At 64.1% G+C, this 14,422-nt stretch carries 13 protein-coding genes; 8 read left to right on the top strand and 5 right to left on the bottom strand.

Annotation, left to right across the window (positions count from 1 at the left end; translation table 11 throughout):
* Positions 1-32: 32 nt before the first annotated feature.
* Positions 33-941, bottom strand: coding sequence for a LysR family transcriptional regulator (locus ACK1VC_RS15160; RefSeq protein ID WP_070086463.1), 909 nt, complete (start codon positions 939-941; stop codon positions 33-35).
* A gap of 290 nt (positions 942-1,231) precedes the next feature.
* On the opposite strand from ACK1VC_RS15160, the gene ACK1VC_RS15155 reads away from it, so the two are divergent.
* Positions 1,232-2,536 carry an MFS transporter gene (locus ACK1VC_RS15155; protein WP_095114839.1) on the top strand — a complete coding sequence of 435 codons (1,305 nt, stop codon included), beginning with the start codon at positions 1,232-1,234 and terminating at the stop codon, positions 2,534-2,536.
* A gap of 31 nt (positions 2,537-2,567) precedes the next feature.
* Entirely contained in the window at positions 2,568-3,806 is a 1,239-nt protein-coding gene (locus tag ACK1VC_RS15150; RefSeq protein ID WP_023048829.1) for a Zn-dependent hydrolase, read from the top strand.
* 141 nt (positions 3,807-3,947) lie between these two features.
* Here the strand turns inward: ACK1VC_RS15150 and ACK1VC_RS15145 are convergent, their stop codons facing one another.
* Positions 3,948-5,372: an aminotransferase-like domain-containing protein gene (locus ACK1VC_RS15145; protein ID WP_016486017.1), complete on the bottom strand. Its 1,425-nt coding sequence runs from the start codon at positions 5,370-5,372 to the stop codon at positions 3,948-3,950.
* A gap of 325 nt (positions 5,373-5,697) precedes the next feature.
* Between ACK1VC_RS15145 and ACK1VC_RS15140 the strand changes: the two genes are divergently transcribed.
* Positions 5,698-7,113 carry an amino acid permease gene (locus tag ACK1VC_RS15140; protein WP_016486018.1) on the top strand — a complete coding sequence of 472 codons (1,416 nt, stop codon included), beginning with the start codon at positions 5,698-5,700 and terminating at the stop codon, positions 7,111-7,113.
* 3 nt (positions 7,114-7,116) lie between these two features.
* Here ACK1VC_RS15140 and ACK1VC_RS15135 read toward each other — a convergent pair whose 3' ends face one another.
* Entirely contained in the window at positions 7,117-7,296 is a 180-nt protein-coding gene (locus ACK1VC_RS15135) for a hypothetical protein (protein ID WP_016486019.1), read from the bottom strand.
* Between the two features lie 104 nt (positions 7,297-7,400).
* On the opposite strand from ACK1VC_RS15135, the gene tam reads away from it, so the two are divergent.
* Positions 7,401-8,177, top strand: coding sequence for a trans-aconitate 2-methyltransferase (gene tam / locus ACK1VC_RS15130; protein ID WP_016486020.1), 777 nt, complete (start codon positions 7,401-7,403; stop codon positions 8,175-8,177).
* Here the strand turns inward: tam and ACK1VC_RS15125 are convergent.
* Together ACK1VC_RS15125 and ACK1VC_RS15120 are read right to left on the bottom strand one after the other, a co-directional pair.
* Positions 8,167-8,538, bottom strand: a complete 372-nt coding sequence (locus ACK1VC_RS15125; protein WP_191087490.1) for a DUF2784 domain-containing protein — start codon at positions 8,536-8,538, stop codon at positions 8,167-8,169. The genes tam and ACK1VC_RS15125 overlap by 11 nt on opposite strands.
* A 141-nt stretch (positions 8,539-8,679) precedes the next feature.
* Positions 8,680-9,549 carry a LysR substrate-binding domain-containing protein gene (locus ACK1VC_RS15120; protein WP_023048826.1) on the bottom strand — a complete coding sequence of 290 codons (870 nt, stop codon included), beginning with the start codon at positions 9,547-9,549 and terminating at the stop codon, positions 8,680-8,682.
* A 244-nt stretch (positions 9,550-9,793) separates the two neighbouring features.
* Between ACK1VC_RS15120 and ACK1VC_RS15115 the strand changes: the two genes are divergently transcribed.
* The 4 genes from ACK1VC_RS15115 to ACK1VC_RS15100 all read left to right on the top strand — a co-directional run bounded on the left by ACK1VC_RS15115 (position 9,794) and on the right by ACK1VC_RS15100 (position 14,412).
* On the top strand, positions 9,794-11,110 hold the full coding sequence (locus tag ACK1VC_RS15115) for an MFS transporter (protein WP_016486022.1): 1,317 nt from the start codon (positions 9,794-9,796) through the stop codon (positions 11,108-11,110).
* A gap of 15 nt (positions 11,111-11,125) precedes the next feature.
* Complete coding sequence (locus ACK1VC_RS15110) at positions 11,126-12,517, top strand: FAD-dependent oxidoreductase (protein WP_191087491.1); 1,392 nt, start codon at positions 11,126-11,128, stop codon at positions 12,515-12,517.
* 97 nt (positions 12,518-12,614) lie between these two features.
* The gene (locus ACK1VC_RS15105) at positions 12,615-13,325 is read left to right on the top strand and encodes a YebC/PmpR family DNA-binding transcriptional regulator (protein WP_016486024.1); all 711 of its coding nucleotides are present in this window, start codon (positions 12,615-12,617) and stop codon (positions 13,323-13,325) included.
* A 142-nt stretch (positions 13,326-13,467) separates the two neighbouring features.
* Positions 13,468-14,412 carry a LysR family transcriptional regulator gene (locus ACK1VC_RS15100; RefSeq protein ID WP_024717697.1) on the top strand — a complete coding sequence of 315 codons (945 nt, stop codon included), beginning with the start codon at positions 13,468-13,470 and terminating at the stop codon, positions 14,410-14,412.
* Positions 14,413-14,422 lie beyond the last annotated feature (10 nt).

Genomic DNA, 14,422 nt, shown 5'->3' with positions numbered 1-14,422 from the left:
GCGCGCGAGGTCTATGGAGCCGCTCAGAAGCGCTAGGTTATGACACGCTGCAACGCCTCGATAAACACCTCTTCCGCCCGGCTGAACCGCTGTTCCCTGTTCCACAACAGGTGAATATCCACATCGGCAATCCCTTCCTGCGGCGCCAGCTTCCACAGCAACCCCGCTTCGACATCCGGTGCCACCACATGCTCGGGCAGGCAGCCGATGCCAAACCCGGCGATCACCAGCCGGCGGACTTCTTCAAGGCTTGGCGATGAGGCCACGATCCGCCCGGCGAACCCTTGCAGGTCTCGGAAAATGGTCAGCGGCGACAACATGCCGCCAATCTGATCGCTGGTGAAACTGACGAAGTTCTCCCGTTGCAGGTCGCCTTCGGCCTGGCCAAACAGGGCATGGTGCTTGCCACAGAAAAACGCATAGCGTTGGCGCAGGAACAGCCGCTGTTCCAGCCGTGGCTGTGCACGCCGGGTGAGGCTAAGGCCCGCCGTGGCGGTTTTTTCCTGCAGGGCGGCGACGATGTCGGAGCTGCGCATCACGTCGATTTCCAGTTCCACTCGCGGGCGCTGGCGGTGGAAGTCGGCGAGGAAGTTGTCGAAGCGTTCGCTGACGATGCGGCTGATCATCAGCAGGCGCACTTTGCCCACCACTTCGTCCGCCGGTTGCTCCAGCAAGCCGCCGATCTGCGACATTTGCCCATACACCTCGCCGGCCAGCTGGAACAGCTGCTCGCCCATTTCTGTCAGCACGAAGCGCGGCCCACGGCGGGCAATGAGCTGGCGGCCGAGCTGCTCTTCAAGGCGCTTGAGCGCCTGGCTTACCGCCGGTTGGGTGAGGTGCAGGCGGGCGGCGGCGCGGCTGATGGACAGCTCCTGGCCGATGACCCGGAAGGTGCGCAGCAGGTTCCAGTCGAGGCGGTCGTTGAGCAGGCGGTCAGACATGGCGGGGGCTCGATAATAAGCGTGGTTAATAGTTCGAATAATAAATAGAAAATTGACTAATCATAGCCCCGGGCCGATAAATCGCATGCATTGAAGCCCGGTGTGTCGGCGGCGGCTTTTTCGCGGGCTTGCCCCGTCCCACAGGTACTGCACTGTTGCAGACAGGGTGCGACCCCTGTGGGAGCGGGCGAGCCCGCGAACAAGCCAGCACCGAACCAGCAGGCCAAGCGCCACCAGAGCGCCACCGTGTCCCAGCAACTCCTGCCAGAACAACAAGCAAAGGAGCCCCCATGAACCCCACCGCTTCCGCCCAGCCCCGCCGTGCAGCCGCCGCCGCGTTCATCGGTACCATGATCGAGTGGTACGACTTCTACATTTACGCCACCGCCGCCGCCCTGGTGTTCGGTGCCTTGTTCTTCCCCTCTGACGACAGCCTGTTCAGCACCATGGCCGCGTTCGGCACCTTCGCCGTGGGCTTCTTCGCCCGGCCGCTGGGCGGCATCGTCTTCGGCCACGTGGGCGACCGAATCGGCCGCAAGAAGTCGCTGGTCATCACCCTGCTGATGATGGGCATCGTTACCGTGTGCATCGGCCTGCTGCCGACTTACGCGCAGATCGGCGCCACCGCGCCGGTGCTGTTGATCCTGCTACGCATCGTCCAGGGCATTGCCGTGGGCGGCGAGTGGGGCGGGGCGGTATTGATGGCCGGCGAGCATGCGCCCAAAGGTCGGCGCAACTTCTTCGCCTCGTTCGCCCAGCTGGGCAGCCCGGCTGGCCTGATTCTGTCGCTTCTGGCCTTTGGCGCGGTTACCCGCCTGCCTGAAGAGGAACTGATGAGCTGGGGCTGGCGCGTGCCGTTCCTGGCCAGCGCGTTGCTGCTGCTGGTGGGCCTGGCGATTCGCCTGGGGGTGAATGAGTCACCCGAGTTCATCGCCAGCCGCGAGCAGGCGCAAAAGGCTCGGCGCAAGGAGCAGGCGCCAGTCCTTGAAGTGCTGCGCACCGCCTGGCGCCCGCTGTTGCTGTGCATCGGCGCCAACACCCTGGGCATTGCCGGGGTCTACTTCACCAACACTTTCATGATCAGCTACACCACCCAGCAGTTGCACCTGGAGCGCTCGTTGATCCTTGAATGCCTGTTCTTTGTGGCGATCATCCAGTTCTGTGTGCAGCCGCTTGCGGCGTGGCTGTCGGAAAAGGTCGGCGCGACGCGCTTCCTGGCGCTGGTTGCACTGCTGGCGATGGCCTCGCCCTACCCGATGTTCGTGCTGGTCAGCTCGGGCCAGGGCCCGTTGATCGTGCTTGGCATCGCCCTGGCCGCAGCCTGCATGGCTTCCTTCTACGCGGTGATTGCCGGCTATGTCAGCGGCATGTTCGCAACCCGCGTGCGCTACACCGCCATTTCTCTGGCCTATCAGATCTGCGGCGCGATCGCTGGCGGCCTGACCCCGCTGATTGGCACCTGGCTGGCCCATACCTTCAGCGGCCAATGGTGGCCGATGGCAGCCTTCTACACCCTGATCGCCACCATTTCGCTGGTTTGCGTGCTCGCCTTGGCGCGCCAGTACGCCCGTAGCCAGCGCCTGGAACTGGCCTGATCGAACCCCCACTATTCTGGAGTACCCGCATATGTTGAAAAGCAATGGCGAACGCCTGTGGGCGAGCCTGATGGCCATGGCCGAAGTCGGCGCCACCGCCCGCGGCGGCAACTGCCGCCTGGCCCTCAGCGAGGAGGACAAAGCCGGCCGTGAACTGTTCAGCCACTGGTGCCGCGAAGCGGGCCTTAGCCTGTCGGTAGATGCCATCGGCAACCTGTTCGCCCGCCGTGCCGGCAGTGACCCGCATGCCGCCCCGGTCATGATGGGCAGCCACCTCGACACCCAGCCCGAAGGAGGCCGTTTCGATGGCGTCTATGGCGTGCTGGCCGGCCTGGAGGTGGTGCGCCGCCTGAACGACTTGAACATCCAGACCCGCAAGCCACTGGAAATTGCCGTATGGACCAACGAGGAGGGCGCGCGCTTCACCCCAGCCATGTTTGGCTCGGCGGTGTTCACCGGCAGCCTCGCGCTGGCCGAGGCGCTGGCCATTCGCGATGCCGATGGCGTCAGCGTCGCCGATGAACTGCACCGCACCGGGTACGCCGGCCAACGCCCGCTGGGCGGCGAGGTGGATGCCTATTTCGAGGCGCATATCGAACAAGGCCCGATCCTTGAAGACAACGCCAAGGCCATTGGCGTGGTCAGTGGTGGCCAGGCTATCCGCTGGCTGGACGTGACGGTCGAGGGCATGGCGGCACACGCCGGCACCACGCCGATGCTGCTGCGCAAGGATGCGCTGTACGGCACTGCGCGGATGATCCAGGCGGTCGAGCAACTGGCAGCGGACTTTTCCCCCCAAGGCCTGACCACCGTAGGTGAGCTCTCCATTGCCAAGTCTTCGCGCAACACCATTCCCGGCCTGCTGCAGTTCACGGTCGACCTGCGCCATCACCGCGACGAGGCCATCGAAGCCATGGAGCGCGAGCTGACCCTGAAGCTGCAAGCCATCGCCAGCCAGCGCGGCCTGCAAGTGCGTATCGAGCGCCACTGGGTGAGCCCGGCGACCCCGTTCGATGCCGACTGCGTGGCTGCCGTGCAGCAAGCGGTGGATGGCCTTGGGTATGCGCAGCAATCGATTGTCAGCGGGGCGGGTCACGATGCCATTCTGTTGGCGCGGTACTGCCCGACGGCGATGGTGTTCATCCCCTGCGTCGGTGGCCTGAGCCACAACGAGGCTGAGGACGTGCTGCCTGATGATGCCCGACAGGGCGCGGATGTACTGCTGAACGCTGTGCTGGCACGTGCAGGCCGTGTCGACATAACTCATTGAATAGGGGGACCCTGTGGGAGCGGGCTTGCCCCGCGAACACCGGCAAAGCCGGTGCCATGTATCGCCAGGCCCCCTTCGCGGGACAAGCCCGCTCCCACAAGTTCCTGCAAACCTTACCCACGCTGAGGATGTCGTGGCGAACTACATCCCACCCCTTCGCACATGCTTGACGAACACCTTCTCCAGCAACTCCCACATCGCCGGGTCCGTACTGAACGCCACATTGAAGCGCATCCACCCGGTCGCTTTGGCATCGACCATGAACAACTGCCCAGGCCCAAGCATGATGCCTTTCTCCAGCGCATCATCCAGCAATGCGGCACTGTCCGGAATCGCCGGGTGGCGGGTCCAGATGTACATGCCCTCATCCGATTCGGTGAACAGTTCGAAGCCCAGTCGATGCAGATGCCGGCCAACTTCCTGGTGCGCCTCGGCCAGCCGCTGGCGCAGGCGCTTGAGGTGCTTGCGCCAGCGGCCGTCGATGATCGCGGCGTACACCACACGCTCCATCACCTGCGAGGTGGTCAGGCCTGAGCGCATCTTCAGGTGCAGCAGCTTCTGCATCAGTTCGGGGTTGGCCAGCATGTAGCCGACCCGCACATTGGGCGAGATGCTCTTGGAGTAGCTGCCCACGTACACCACCTGCTGCAGGTGGTCGAGGCTGGCCAGGCATGGCTGCGGTTCGGTGACCATGTCGGCGTACAGGTTGTTTTCCACCAGGCGGAAGCCGTGCTGGCTGGCCAGTTGCAGCAGGCGGTGCAACTGCGGCAGCGGTGTGCGTGAGCAGGTCGGGCTGTGCAGGTGCGGCTGGGTGAAGAACGCCGTCGGGCGGTGGTGGGTGAGCAACTGCTCCAGCTGGTTCAGGTCGTAACCGGCCGGGGTGCGTGGCACGCCTACCAGGGTTGCGCCCTGGGTACGCAGGATGCTCATCAGGTTGGGGTAGCCAGGGTCGTCGACCAGCACCACATCGCCTGGGCGCACCAGCGTGCGGGCGGCCAGGTCCAGGGCCTGGCTGGCACCGTGGGTGAGCATCAGCTGTGCCGGGTTGGCGACGATGGAAAGCTCTTGCTGCAAATTCTGCGCTGTCAGCGTACGCAGTTCCATCAGGCCCATGGGGTCGCCGTAACCCGACAGTTCCAGTGGGCTGCCGGCCACCTGGCGCAGCCCGCGACGCAGGCCGTCTTCGTACATCCAGTCGTTGGGCAGCCAGCCGCACCCCGGTTTGTAGGGCAACTGACGGATCTCGAAGATCTGCTGCAGGTACCACTCGGAGTTGAACATTGGTCGACTGGCGTCGGCCTCGGTAGTGTGCCGGTCCAGCATTTCGCCCGCCGCACGGTTGACGAAGAACCCCGCATTGCCACGGCTCACCAGCAGCCCCTGGGCGACCAGGCGGTCGTAGGCCTCGACCACGGTGAAGGTGCTCACCGAATAGCTCGCGGCAAAGGCGCGTATAGACGGGACCTTGGCGCCCGGCTTGAGGGTCTGGTTGTCGATCAACTCACGCAACCCGTCGATGATCTGGTTGACCAGCGGGGTGGGGGAGTCTGGATGTAATTCGAACATTCGGGGCCTTCAGGGTGCGTATCGCCTGGCGTTTGCAGGGTGTACTGCATGGGCGACCTGTACAGTGCAGTGCGAGATTCATGCCACTGTGCATGGCTCTCTGCGTCGGACATTTTTACATTAGGTGTCGGATATCGCCACATAAAGCATGTTCAGTTCGCTTCAGGCAGTCGTCCTGGGGCGCGTCAGCAGGCCGCCATGGAGGGCCTGCGTGTGTTCGCTCACACCATCCTGCCCGCATTAGCACTGATGTACAGGTGAAACCGCCAGCCATCGGGGTTTCACGGTTTTCCTTGGATAAAAAGAAGCACGGGGTACACAACTGATGGACGCAACATCCACAACCACCACCGCGAAAGGCGGGCACGAGAGCAAGCTCAGTGCCTCGCTGAAGTCGCGCCACCTGACGATGATGTCGATCGCCGGGGTTATTGGCGGCGCCTTGTTCGTCGGCTCCGGCAGCGTGATCCACAGCGCCGGCCCAGCCGCTGTCCTGGCCTACCTGGCGGGCGGCATCCTGGTGGTACTGATCATGCGCATGCTGGGTGAAATGGCGACGTCCTCGCCAGACACCGGCTCGTTCTCCACCTACGCCGACCGCGCCATTGGCCGCTGGGCCGGTTTCACCATCGGCTGGCTGTACTGGTGGTACTGGGTCATCCTCATGGCCTGGGAAGCCTATGTGGCGGGCAAGATCCTGCACGGCTTCTTCCCGGATGTCAGCGTCAACGTGTTCGTGCTGGCCACGACCCTGTTGCTGATTACCGTCAACTTCTTCAACGTCAAGCACTACGGTGAGTTCGAGTTCTGGTTCGCCTTGATCAAGGTGATCGCGATCGTCTGCTTCCTGATCGTGTGTACCGCTGCCGTGATGAACGTCTGGCAGTTTGGTGAAGTGCGTGGCATCAGCCACCTCACCGCCGAAGGCTTCATGCCCAATGGCATCACCACCGTGATCGGTGCATTGCTTGGGGTGATGTTCGCCTTCCTGGGCGCCGAAATCGTCACCATCGCCGCTTCCGAAGCCAAGGACCCGGCCGCGCAGATCGTCAAGGCCACCAACTCGGTGGTATGGCGTGTGTGCCTGTTCTACGTCGGTTCGATCTTCCTGATCGTCTGCCTGGTACCGTGGAACGACCCGCACCTGGGTGTTTCCGGCTATGGCGCTTATCGCCGTACCCTGGAACTGCTGGGCGTGCCGTATGCCGAGCTGCTGATGAACTTCGTGGTGCTGACCTCGGTGAGCAGCTGCCTGATCTCGGGCCACTACACCGCTTCGCGCATGCTGTTCTCCCTGGCCCAACGGGGTGATGCGCCGTCGTTCTTCAAGATCACCCGCGCCGGCACCGGTGTACCGGTATACGCGATCATGGGCTCGTGCGCCGTGGCCGTGGTGTGTGCGCTGATCAACTTCAGCGAAACCCTGCGCCCGAAAGACGTGCTGGATACCCTGATGAACACCACCGGCATGATCGCCCTGCTGGTGTACCTGGTCATTGCCTTCTCGCAGCTGCGCATGCGCCGCAAGCTGATTGCCGAAGGCAAGGAAGTGCGCCTGAAGATGTGGCTGTTCCCGTGGCTGACCTACCTGGTGATCGCGTTCATCGTGGCCGCACTGGTCACCATGGCCTTCATGCCTGACTACCAGATCCTGGTGATTTCCACCGGTATTGCGGCGGCAGTCGTGGTGGCAATGGGCGTGGTGCACCAGATCCGCTCTGGCAGCAGCAAGCAGCACTAAGCGTCACTCGTGCCTGGAAACGGCCGGCTCCCTTGGGGACCCGGCCGTTTCGCGTTGTTGGGCCTGGGTTTTTTCTGCGGGCATGTGGAAGCGCTGGTTCATCCACGGCGAGCCGAGCAGGGCGGCGGCGGCGATCAGGGCCAGGATGGCGAGGGCGATGTAGGTCTTCATGGGCAGGCGCATACATGGACTGACTTCACGCATAGGCGGTCAGTTCCGGCGATAGGGCCCTCACAGTCGACAGATGGCATATGCTAGGCACATTGCCCGCCCAAAAGGAGCCCCACATGGCTTGGTCCGCCAACCAGTATTCCCTGTTCGAAGACGAACGCACCCGTGCCGTACGCGACCTGCTCGCCGCCATCCCGCCACGGCCGGTGCGCCACGCCACCGACCTGGGCTGCGGCCCGGGCAACTCCACCGAGGTGCTGCTGCAGCGCTACCCCGATGCCCAGGTGACGGCACTGGACAGCGACCCGGACATGATCGACAAGGCCCGCGAACGCAAACGGCTGTGCATCCCGCGGGTACGCACGGTCATTGCCGACATTGCCGGCTGGTCCGCCCCAGAGCCGCAAGACCTGATCCTGGCCAATGCCTCGCTGCAATGGGTACCTGACCACGCCTCGCTGTACCCGCACCTGGTGCGTCAGTTGAGTGAAGGCGCCAGCCTGGCCGTGCAGACCCCCGACAACCTCGACGAACCAGCCCATCGGCAGTTGCGCGAGATTGCCAGCCAAGGCCCTTGGGCGGCGAAATTCGCCGATTTCCAGTTGCCGCCACGGCACGGTGCGGCGTTCTACTACGACCTGCTCAGCCCGCTGTGTGCGCGGGTGGATGTGTGGCGCACCACCTATCACCACCCTTTGGTGGGTGGCGCCGAAGCGGTGGTGGAGTGGTTCAAGGGTTCGGCCTTGCGGCCTTACCTGGCCAGGCTTGACGAGCAGGAGCAGGGCGACTTTCTGCAGATGTACCTGCAGGCCATGCAGCGCGACTACCCGCCGGCCACCGATGGCAAGGTGCTGCTGCCGTTCCCGCGGTTGTTCGTGATCGCTACCCGCTAGGACGGTGCCATTGCCAGGCCACGTAGCTGTAGACGCCGAGGTTGAGCAGCAGCACAACGCTGCCCAGTAACAGCTGGATGTGCGGTGTCAGCCCGGCGGGGTAGATCAGTGGCCAGATGTAGTGCTCCACAAAGCCGCCCTGGTAGCCTGCGCCCCCGGCTGCGCTGCGCATGCGGTTTTCCCAGGTGGTGAGCGGGCAGCCCTGGTGCAGGCATTCCACCGCCACGCCCCAGGCCAGGGCCGGCAAGTGGATGAACAGGGCAGGGCGCCACTTGAGTACCAGCAGGCCGCCGAACAGCACCAGCAGGATGAAGGCCAGGTGCAGCAGGACGAGGGTGTCGGCGGCCAGGCGGTAGAGCATGGTTAGTGTGCCCGGGGGTTGAAGTTATCCCAGCATAGTCGGGTGGCCTGCACTGGCCTCTTCGCAGCACAAGGCTGCTCCTACAGGTTATCGCATTCCTCTGTAGGAGCAGCCTTGCGCTGCGAAAGGGCCGGTACAGGCTTACAACCCTTCCTCAACCATCTGCAAAAAGGTCGCCACTACCCGGCGCGTACGCTGTTCGCTCAGGCACACCAGCGTCTCGGTCAAATGCCGCTGACAATCCACAATCGGTAACGCGCACACCCGCGCATCGGCGCCAAACTCGGCCGCCGAGACCACCCCCACGCCTATCCCCACCACCACCGCCTCACGCGCCGCTTCCCGGCCTTCCACCTGGATCGCCGGGCGAATCCGCAAACCCGCTCGTTGCATCTCTTCTTCCAGCGTCTGGCGCGTCACCGAGCCGGGCTCGCGCAGCACCAGGGGTGTGTCGTCGAGGTCGGCGAGGCTGATCGAGCCACGGCTGGACCACGGGTGGTTATGCGAAACAAACGCCACCATCGGGTCGCGGCGCAGTGGCAGGCAATGCAGGCGCTCATCATCGACATCCCGGCCGAGCAGGGCCAGGTCAGCCTGGTAGCTGAACAAGCGGGCCAGCGACTCATCGGTGTTGCCGGTCTCGATTTTCACCTGGATGCCCGGGTAGCGCTGGCAGAAGCGGGCGATCTGCGGCAGCACGTGTACCGGCGCATCCACCGCCAGCACCAGGCTGCCGGTGTGCAGCGCACGCGAATCGTGCAGCAGCTCTTGAGCTTCGACCTCGCAGGCGAACAGGCGCTGGCTGATGCCCAGCAAGCGCTCGCCAAGATCAGTGAGCTGCACCGAACGCTTGTTGCGGTGGAACAGCAAGACGCCGAAGCGCTCCTCCAGTTTGCGCACCTGGTCCGACACCGCTGGCTGGGTAAGGAACAGCTTTTCTGCGGCGCGGGTAAAGCTGCCGTGCACGGCCACCGCATGGAAGGCCTTCAGTTGTGCGTGGGAAAGCGACATGACAGACCTCAGTAACAAGCTGGGCTTATGTGTGTAATACGATAAATCGATTTTATTTATCTTAGCGCAACTGTTTCCATGAATGTCAGCCCGATGCGGGTACCACGAGTACCGCCTGGGCCATGGCACCCACACGGCGCCATCTGACCCGATGACAGCCTCGTCATCGCTGTGCGTAACACAAGAACAAGACAGGCGTTTCTTCACATTCTGCCGGCACACTTGAGCAAGAGGTCAGACTTACATGAATCAATCCCTAGCCGCGTTGAAACGTTGGCGCATCCAGATTTTCGCCATCACCTGGCTGGCTTACGCCGCCTTCTACTTCACCCGTAAAGCCTTCTCGGTAGCCAAGCTGGGCATTGCCGAAGACCCAGGCTTCATGCTCGACAAGGCCGCCATGGCCAACCTCGACGCCATCTACCTGGCCGCCTACGCTGTGGGCCAGTTCACCTGGGGCATGCTCGCCGACCGCTTCGGCCCGCGTGTGGTGGTGCTTGGCGGGTTGCTGATTTCTGCACTGGCGGCAGTGGTGATGGGCAGTTACGCCACCTTCCCGATCTTTGCCACCTGCATGCTGGTGCAGGGCCTGGCGCAGTCCACCGGCTGGGCCGGCTTGTGCAAGAACATCGGCAGCTTCTTCCCGGCTTCGCAGCGCGGGCGGGTATTGGGCCTGTGGAGTTCCTGCTATGCCTTCGGCGGCCTGGTGGCCTCACCGTTCGCGGGGTGGTGGGCCTATACCCTGGTGGGCACCTGGCACGCAGCGTTCTTCTCCAGTGCCGCGGTGGTGGCCCTGGTGGCCGTGCTGTTTTTCTTCCTGCAGCGCAACAAGCCTGAAGATGTCGGCCTGCCGGCCGTGGAGCCCGAGCCGCAGAGCATGGCCCCGGCGGACAACCTGTGCAGCGTGTGGGCACCGCTGAGGGAGATCCTGCGCAACCGCACGGTGCTGACCCTGGGGCTTGCGTACTTTCTGCTGAAGCCGGCGCGCTACGCCATCCTGTTGTGGGGGCCGGTGATTGTCTTCGAACAGATGCCATCGGTGGGCAAGGTGGGGGCGGCAATCATCCCGACCGCCTTCGAACTGGCGGGGTTGCTAGGCCCGATCATGATCGGCCTGGCCTCCGACAAACTGTTCGGCGCCCGGCGCATGCCGGCCTGCGTGATCAGCCTGGTGCTGCTGACCATGACCCTGGCGGCGTTCATGGCGGCCATGCATACCGGTAGCGTGATGCTGGTGGTGGCCTTGCTGTTCGTCATGGGCCTGACCCTGTACGGGCCGGACTCAATGATCAGTGGTGCTGCAGCCATCGACTTCGGCACCGCCAAGGCCGGCGCCACCGCCGCAGGTTTCGTCAACGGCTGTGGCTCGGTGGGGGCGGTGCTGGGCGGGCTGCTACCCGGTTACTTCGATGGCGTCACGGTGTTCATCGTGTTCGCTGGCTGCGCGCTGTTCTCGGCGCTGGTGCTGTTACCGCACTGGAACAGCCGCCCGGCCAGCAATGCACAAAGTACCGACGTAGCACCGAATACCAGCATGGCAATCAAGCCACTGCGTACCTGAAAGGAAAGCGAGCAAATGAGACCCTTCTGGCTGCAACAGGCCCTGGATTCCACGCAGGAGGCGGTGTGCCCGCCGCTGCAAGGCGATACCCGTTGCGATGTGTGCATTGTCGGTGGCGGTTATACCGGCCTGTGGACGGCACTGATGCTCAAGGAGGCCGTACCGGCCCTGGAGGTGGTGCTGATCGAAGCCGACATCTGCGGCGCCGGTGCCAGTGGCCGCAATGGTGGCTGCGCGTTGTCCTGGTCGGCCAAGTACTTCACCCTCGAACGCCTGTTCGGCGTGGCCGAGGCGGTGCGCCTGGTGCGCGAGTCGGAGCGCAGCATCGCCGGCATCGGCGAGTTTTGCGCGGCCAATGGCATCGACTGCGACTTTCGGCTGGACGGCACGTTGTACACTGCCACCAACCCGGCCCAGATAGGCGCCACCGATGCGGTGATCGCCGCGCTGGAGCACAAGGGGATCAACTCGTTCCGCCGCCTGCCACTGGAGCAGGTGCAGCGCCTGGCGGGTTCGGCGCGGCACCTGGAGGGCTGGTTCTCGCCGGCCGCCGCCACGGTGCAGCCGGGCAAGCTGGTGCGCGGCTTGCGTCGGGTGGCCTTGCAACGCGGCGTGCGCATTCATGAAGGCACAGCCATGACTGGCCTGGAGCACGGTGCCCCGGTGCAGGTACGCACCGCTCATGGCACCGTGCGCGCCGACCGCGTGGTGCTGGGCCTCAATGCCTGGATGGCACGCGCCTTCCCGCAGTTCGAGCGCAGTGTGGCGATCGTTTCCAGCGACATGGTGATCACCGAGCCGTGCCCCGAACTGCTCGGCCAGACCGGCCTGGACAGCGGAATCAGCGTGCTCGACTCGCGTATTTTCGTGCATTACTACCACAACACCTCTGATGGTCGGCTGATGCTCGGCAAGGGTGGCAACACCTTCGCGTATGGCGGGCGCATGCTGCCGGTATTCGACCAGCCTTCGCCGTACCGGCCCTTGCTGCGCGAAACCCTTGGCGAGTTTTTCCCGGCCTTGGCCGAGGTGCCACTGGCGGCCAGCTGGAACGGGCCGTCGGACCGTTCGGTGACCGGCTTGCCGTTCTTTGGTCGCCTGGACGGTCAGGGCAACGTGTTCTACGGCTTTGGTTACTCCGGCAGCGGCGTTGGCCCGTGTCATATGGGCGGGCAGATTCTTTCGTCGCTGGCGCTGGGGCTGGATAACCCGTGGACCCGTTCGCCGCTGGTCAAGGGGCCGCTGGGGCTGTTCCCGCCCGAACCGATCCGCTACCTGGGCTCGCTGATGGTGCGCAATGCCATCCGTCGCAAGGAGCGCGCCGAGGATCACGGCTTGCGGCCGCGTCGCCTGGATGTGCGCCTGGCGCGGTTTGCGGCGGCGGCGGGCAAAGCCGATAAAGGCTGATGAGATTTCTTGTCGATCCCATGCTCGAGGGCGTATAAAATGCCCCCACTTTTGGCCGGTCGCTTCCTGAACCGGCCGCTGAAACAAGAGAGTCGACATGGGCGCACAGTGGAAAGCCAAACATAGAGAAACAGCGGCCAATGCCAAAGGCAAGGTCATGGGCAAGCTGTCCAAGGAAATCCAGATCGCTGCCAAATCGGGCGCCGATCCCGACATGAACCCACGCCTGCGCCTGGCCATCGTGCAAGCCAAGAAGGCTTCGATGACCCGTGAAACCCTGGAGCGGGCGATTCGCAAGGGCGCTGGTCTGGACGGTGATGCCGTGCAGTACTCGGCAGTAACCTACGAAGGGTTCGCGCCGCACCAGGTGCCGTTGATCGTCGAGTGCCTGACCGACAACGTCAACCGCACCGTCGCGCAAATCCGTGTGCTGTTCCGCAAGGGCCAGCTGGGTGCCAGCGGCTCGGTGGCCTGGGACTTCAACCACGTCGGCCTGATCGAAGCCACCCCGGAAGGTGACGCCGACCCGGAAATGGCTGCCATCGAAGCCGGCGCTCAGGACTTCGAAGAAGGTGAAGAAGAGGGCTCGACCCTGTTCATTACCGACACCACTGACCTCGATGCCGTGCAGAAGGCCCTGCCGGAGCACGGCTTCACCGTGACCGCGGCGAAAATCGGCTATACCCCGAAGAACCCGGTGAGCGCAGCCAGCCTGAGTGCTGAAGCACTGGCTGAGGTTGAAGCGTTCCTCGAAGCGATCGACGAGAACGATGACGTGCAGAACGTCTACGTCGGCCTCACTGACTAATGTGTGTATCCGGGGCCGCTTTGCGGCCCTTCGCGGGCTTGCCCGCTCCCACAGGTTCACCGCAGCTTCCGGCACAGCAGTGAACCTGTGGGAGCGGGCGAGCCCGCGAATAGGCCCTTGAATGCCACCGCAGGCAGCCTGCATGAACCCCACCTTCGCCTCCCTCAGCCTCGCCCACCTGCGCACCCTCGACCATTTGCTGCAGTTGAAAAACCTCAGCCACGCCGCCGAGCGCCTGGGCGTCAGCCAGTCGGCCCTCAGCCGCCAGTTGGCCCACCTGCGCGAAGCCTTCGACGACCCGTTGCTGGTTCGCCAAGGCCGCGGCTACGTACTCAGCGAATACGCCGAAGCCCTGGTTGAACCGCTACGCCAGGTCCTCGAAGAACTGCACGCCCTGCGCCAGCCCGCCGTATTCGATCCAGCGCGCTGTGAGCGCCGTTTCTGCCTGGCCGCTTCGGACTACGTGGCCGAGCACATGCTGCCGTTACTGGTGGCCGCGCTGGAACACGAAGCGCCCGGCGTATCGCTGGAGTACCGTACCTGGCAGGCCGGCCAGTATGCGTTGCTGGCCAGCGGCGAAATCGACCTGGCAACCACCTTGTTCGACGAGTCGCCACCCAACCTGCACGGGCGCTTGCTGGGTGAGGACCGCGCGGTGTGCCTGATGCGCCACGATCACCCGCTGGCCGCCCACACCTCGCTCAGCCAGGCCGATTACCTGGCGCACAAGCATGTGCGGATTTCTGGCGGTGGCGACAAGGACAGTTTCATCGACCGTCACCTTCGCGCCCAAGGCCTGCAGCGCCGTGTCAGCCTGGAAGTGCCGTTTTTTTCCGCCACCGTAAAGGTCGTTGCCAACAGCCAGGCCGTGGCCACCGTGCCCGAGCACATCGCCCGGCAACTTTGCCGCTTGCATGACCTGGCCTGGCGGCCGTTGGGCTTTATCGAGCATAGCCAGCGCTACTGGGTGGTGTGGCACCAGCGGCTGCAGGCTTCGGCCGAGCATCGCTGGTTGCGCAACCGGGTGTTCGAGCTGTGGCGTCAGTCGCAGTTTGGCGTGCAGGGCGGGCATGCGGGTTTGCCATAGCAGGTATGCG

This window comes from Pseudomonas sp. XP2 (assembly GCF_053557975.1).
Note: the sequence above shows the minus strand (reverse complement) of the source record. Positions and strands in the feature narration are given on the sequence as shown.

What these genes read in the sequence shown, in the direction of transcription:
- ACK1VC_RS15160 (WP_070086463.1), bottom strand. Translation starts at nt 941, where the DNA reads ATGTCTGACCGCCTGCTCAACGACCGCCTCGACTGGAACCTGCTGCGC.
- ACK1VC_RS15155 (WP_095114839.1), top strand. Translation starts at nt 1,232, where the DNA reads ATGAACCCCACCGCTTCCGCCCAGCCCCGCCGTGCAGCCGCCGCCGCG.
- ACK1VC_RS15150 (WP_023048829.1), top strand. Translation starts at nt 2,568, where the DNA reads ATGTTGAAAAGCAATGGCGAACGCCTGTGGGCGAGCCTGATGGCCATG.
- ACK1VC_RS15145 (WP_016486017.1), bottom strand. Translation starts at nt 5,372, where the DNA reads ATGTTCGAATTACATCCAGACTCCCCCACCCCGCTGGTCAACCAGATC.
- ACK1VC_RS15140 (WP_016486018.1), top strand. Translation starts at nt 5,698, where the DNA reads ATGGACGCAACATCCACAACCACCACCGCGAAAGGCGGGCACGAGAGC.
- ACK1VC_RS15135 (WP_016486019.1), bottom strand. Translation starts at nt 7,296, where the DNA reads ATGCGCCTGCCCATGAAGACCTACATCGCCCTCGCCATCCTGGCCCTG.
- tam (WP_016486020.1), top strand. Translation starts at nt 7,401, where the DNA reads ATGGCTTGGTCCGCCAACCAGTATTCCCTGTTCGAAGACGAACGCACC.
- ACK1VC_RS15125 (WP_191087490.1), bottom strand. Translation starts at nt 8,538, where the DNA reads ATGCTCTACCGCCTGGCCGCCGACACCCTCGTCCTGCTGCACCTGGCC.
- ACK1VC_RS15120 (WP_023048826.1), bottom strand. Translation starts at nt 9,549, where the DNA reads ATGTCGCTTTCCCACGCACAACTGAAGGCCTTCCATGCGGTGGCCGTG.
- ACK1VC_RS15115 (WP_016486022.1), top strand. Translation starts at nt 9,794, where the DNA reads ATGAATCAATCCCTAGCCGCGTTGAAACGTTGGCGCATCCAGATTTTC.
- ACK1VC_RS15110 (WP_191087491.1), top strand. Translation starts at nt 11,126, where the DNA reads ATGAGACCCTTCTGGCTGCAACAGGCCCTGGATTCCACGCAGGAGGCG.
- ACK1VC_RS15105 (WP_016486024.1), top strand. Translation starts at nt 12,615, where the DNA reads ATGGGCGCACAGTGGAAAGCCAAACATAGAGAAACAGCGGCCAATGCC.
- ACK1VC_RS15100 (WP_024717697.1), top strand. Translation starts at nt 13,468, where the DNA reads ATGAACCCCACCTTCGCCTCCCTCAGCCTCGCCCACCTGCGCACCCTC.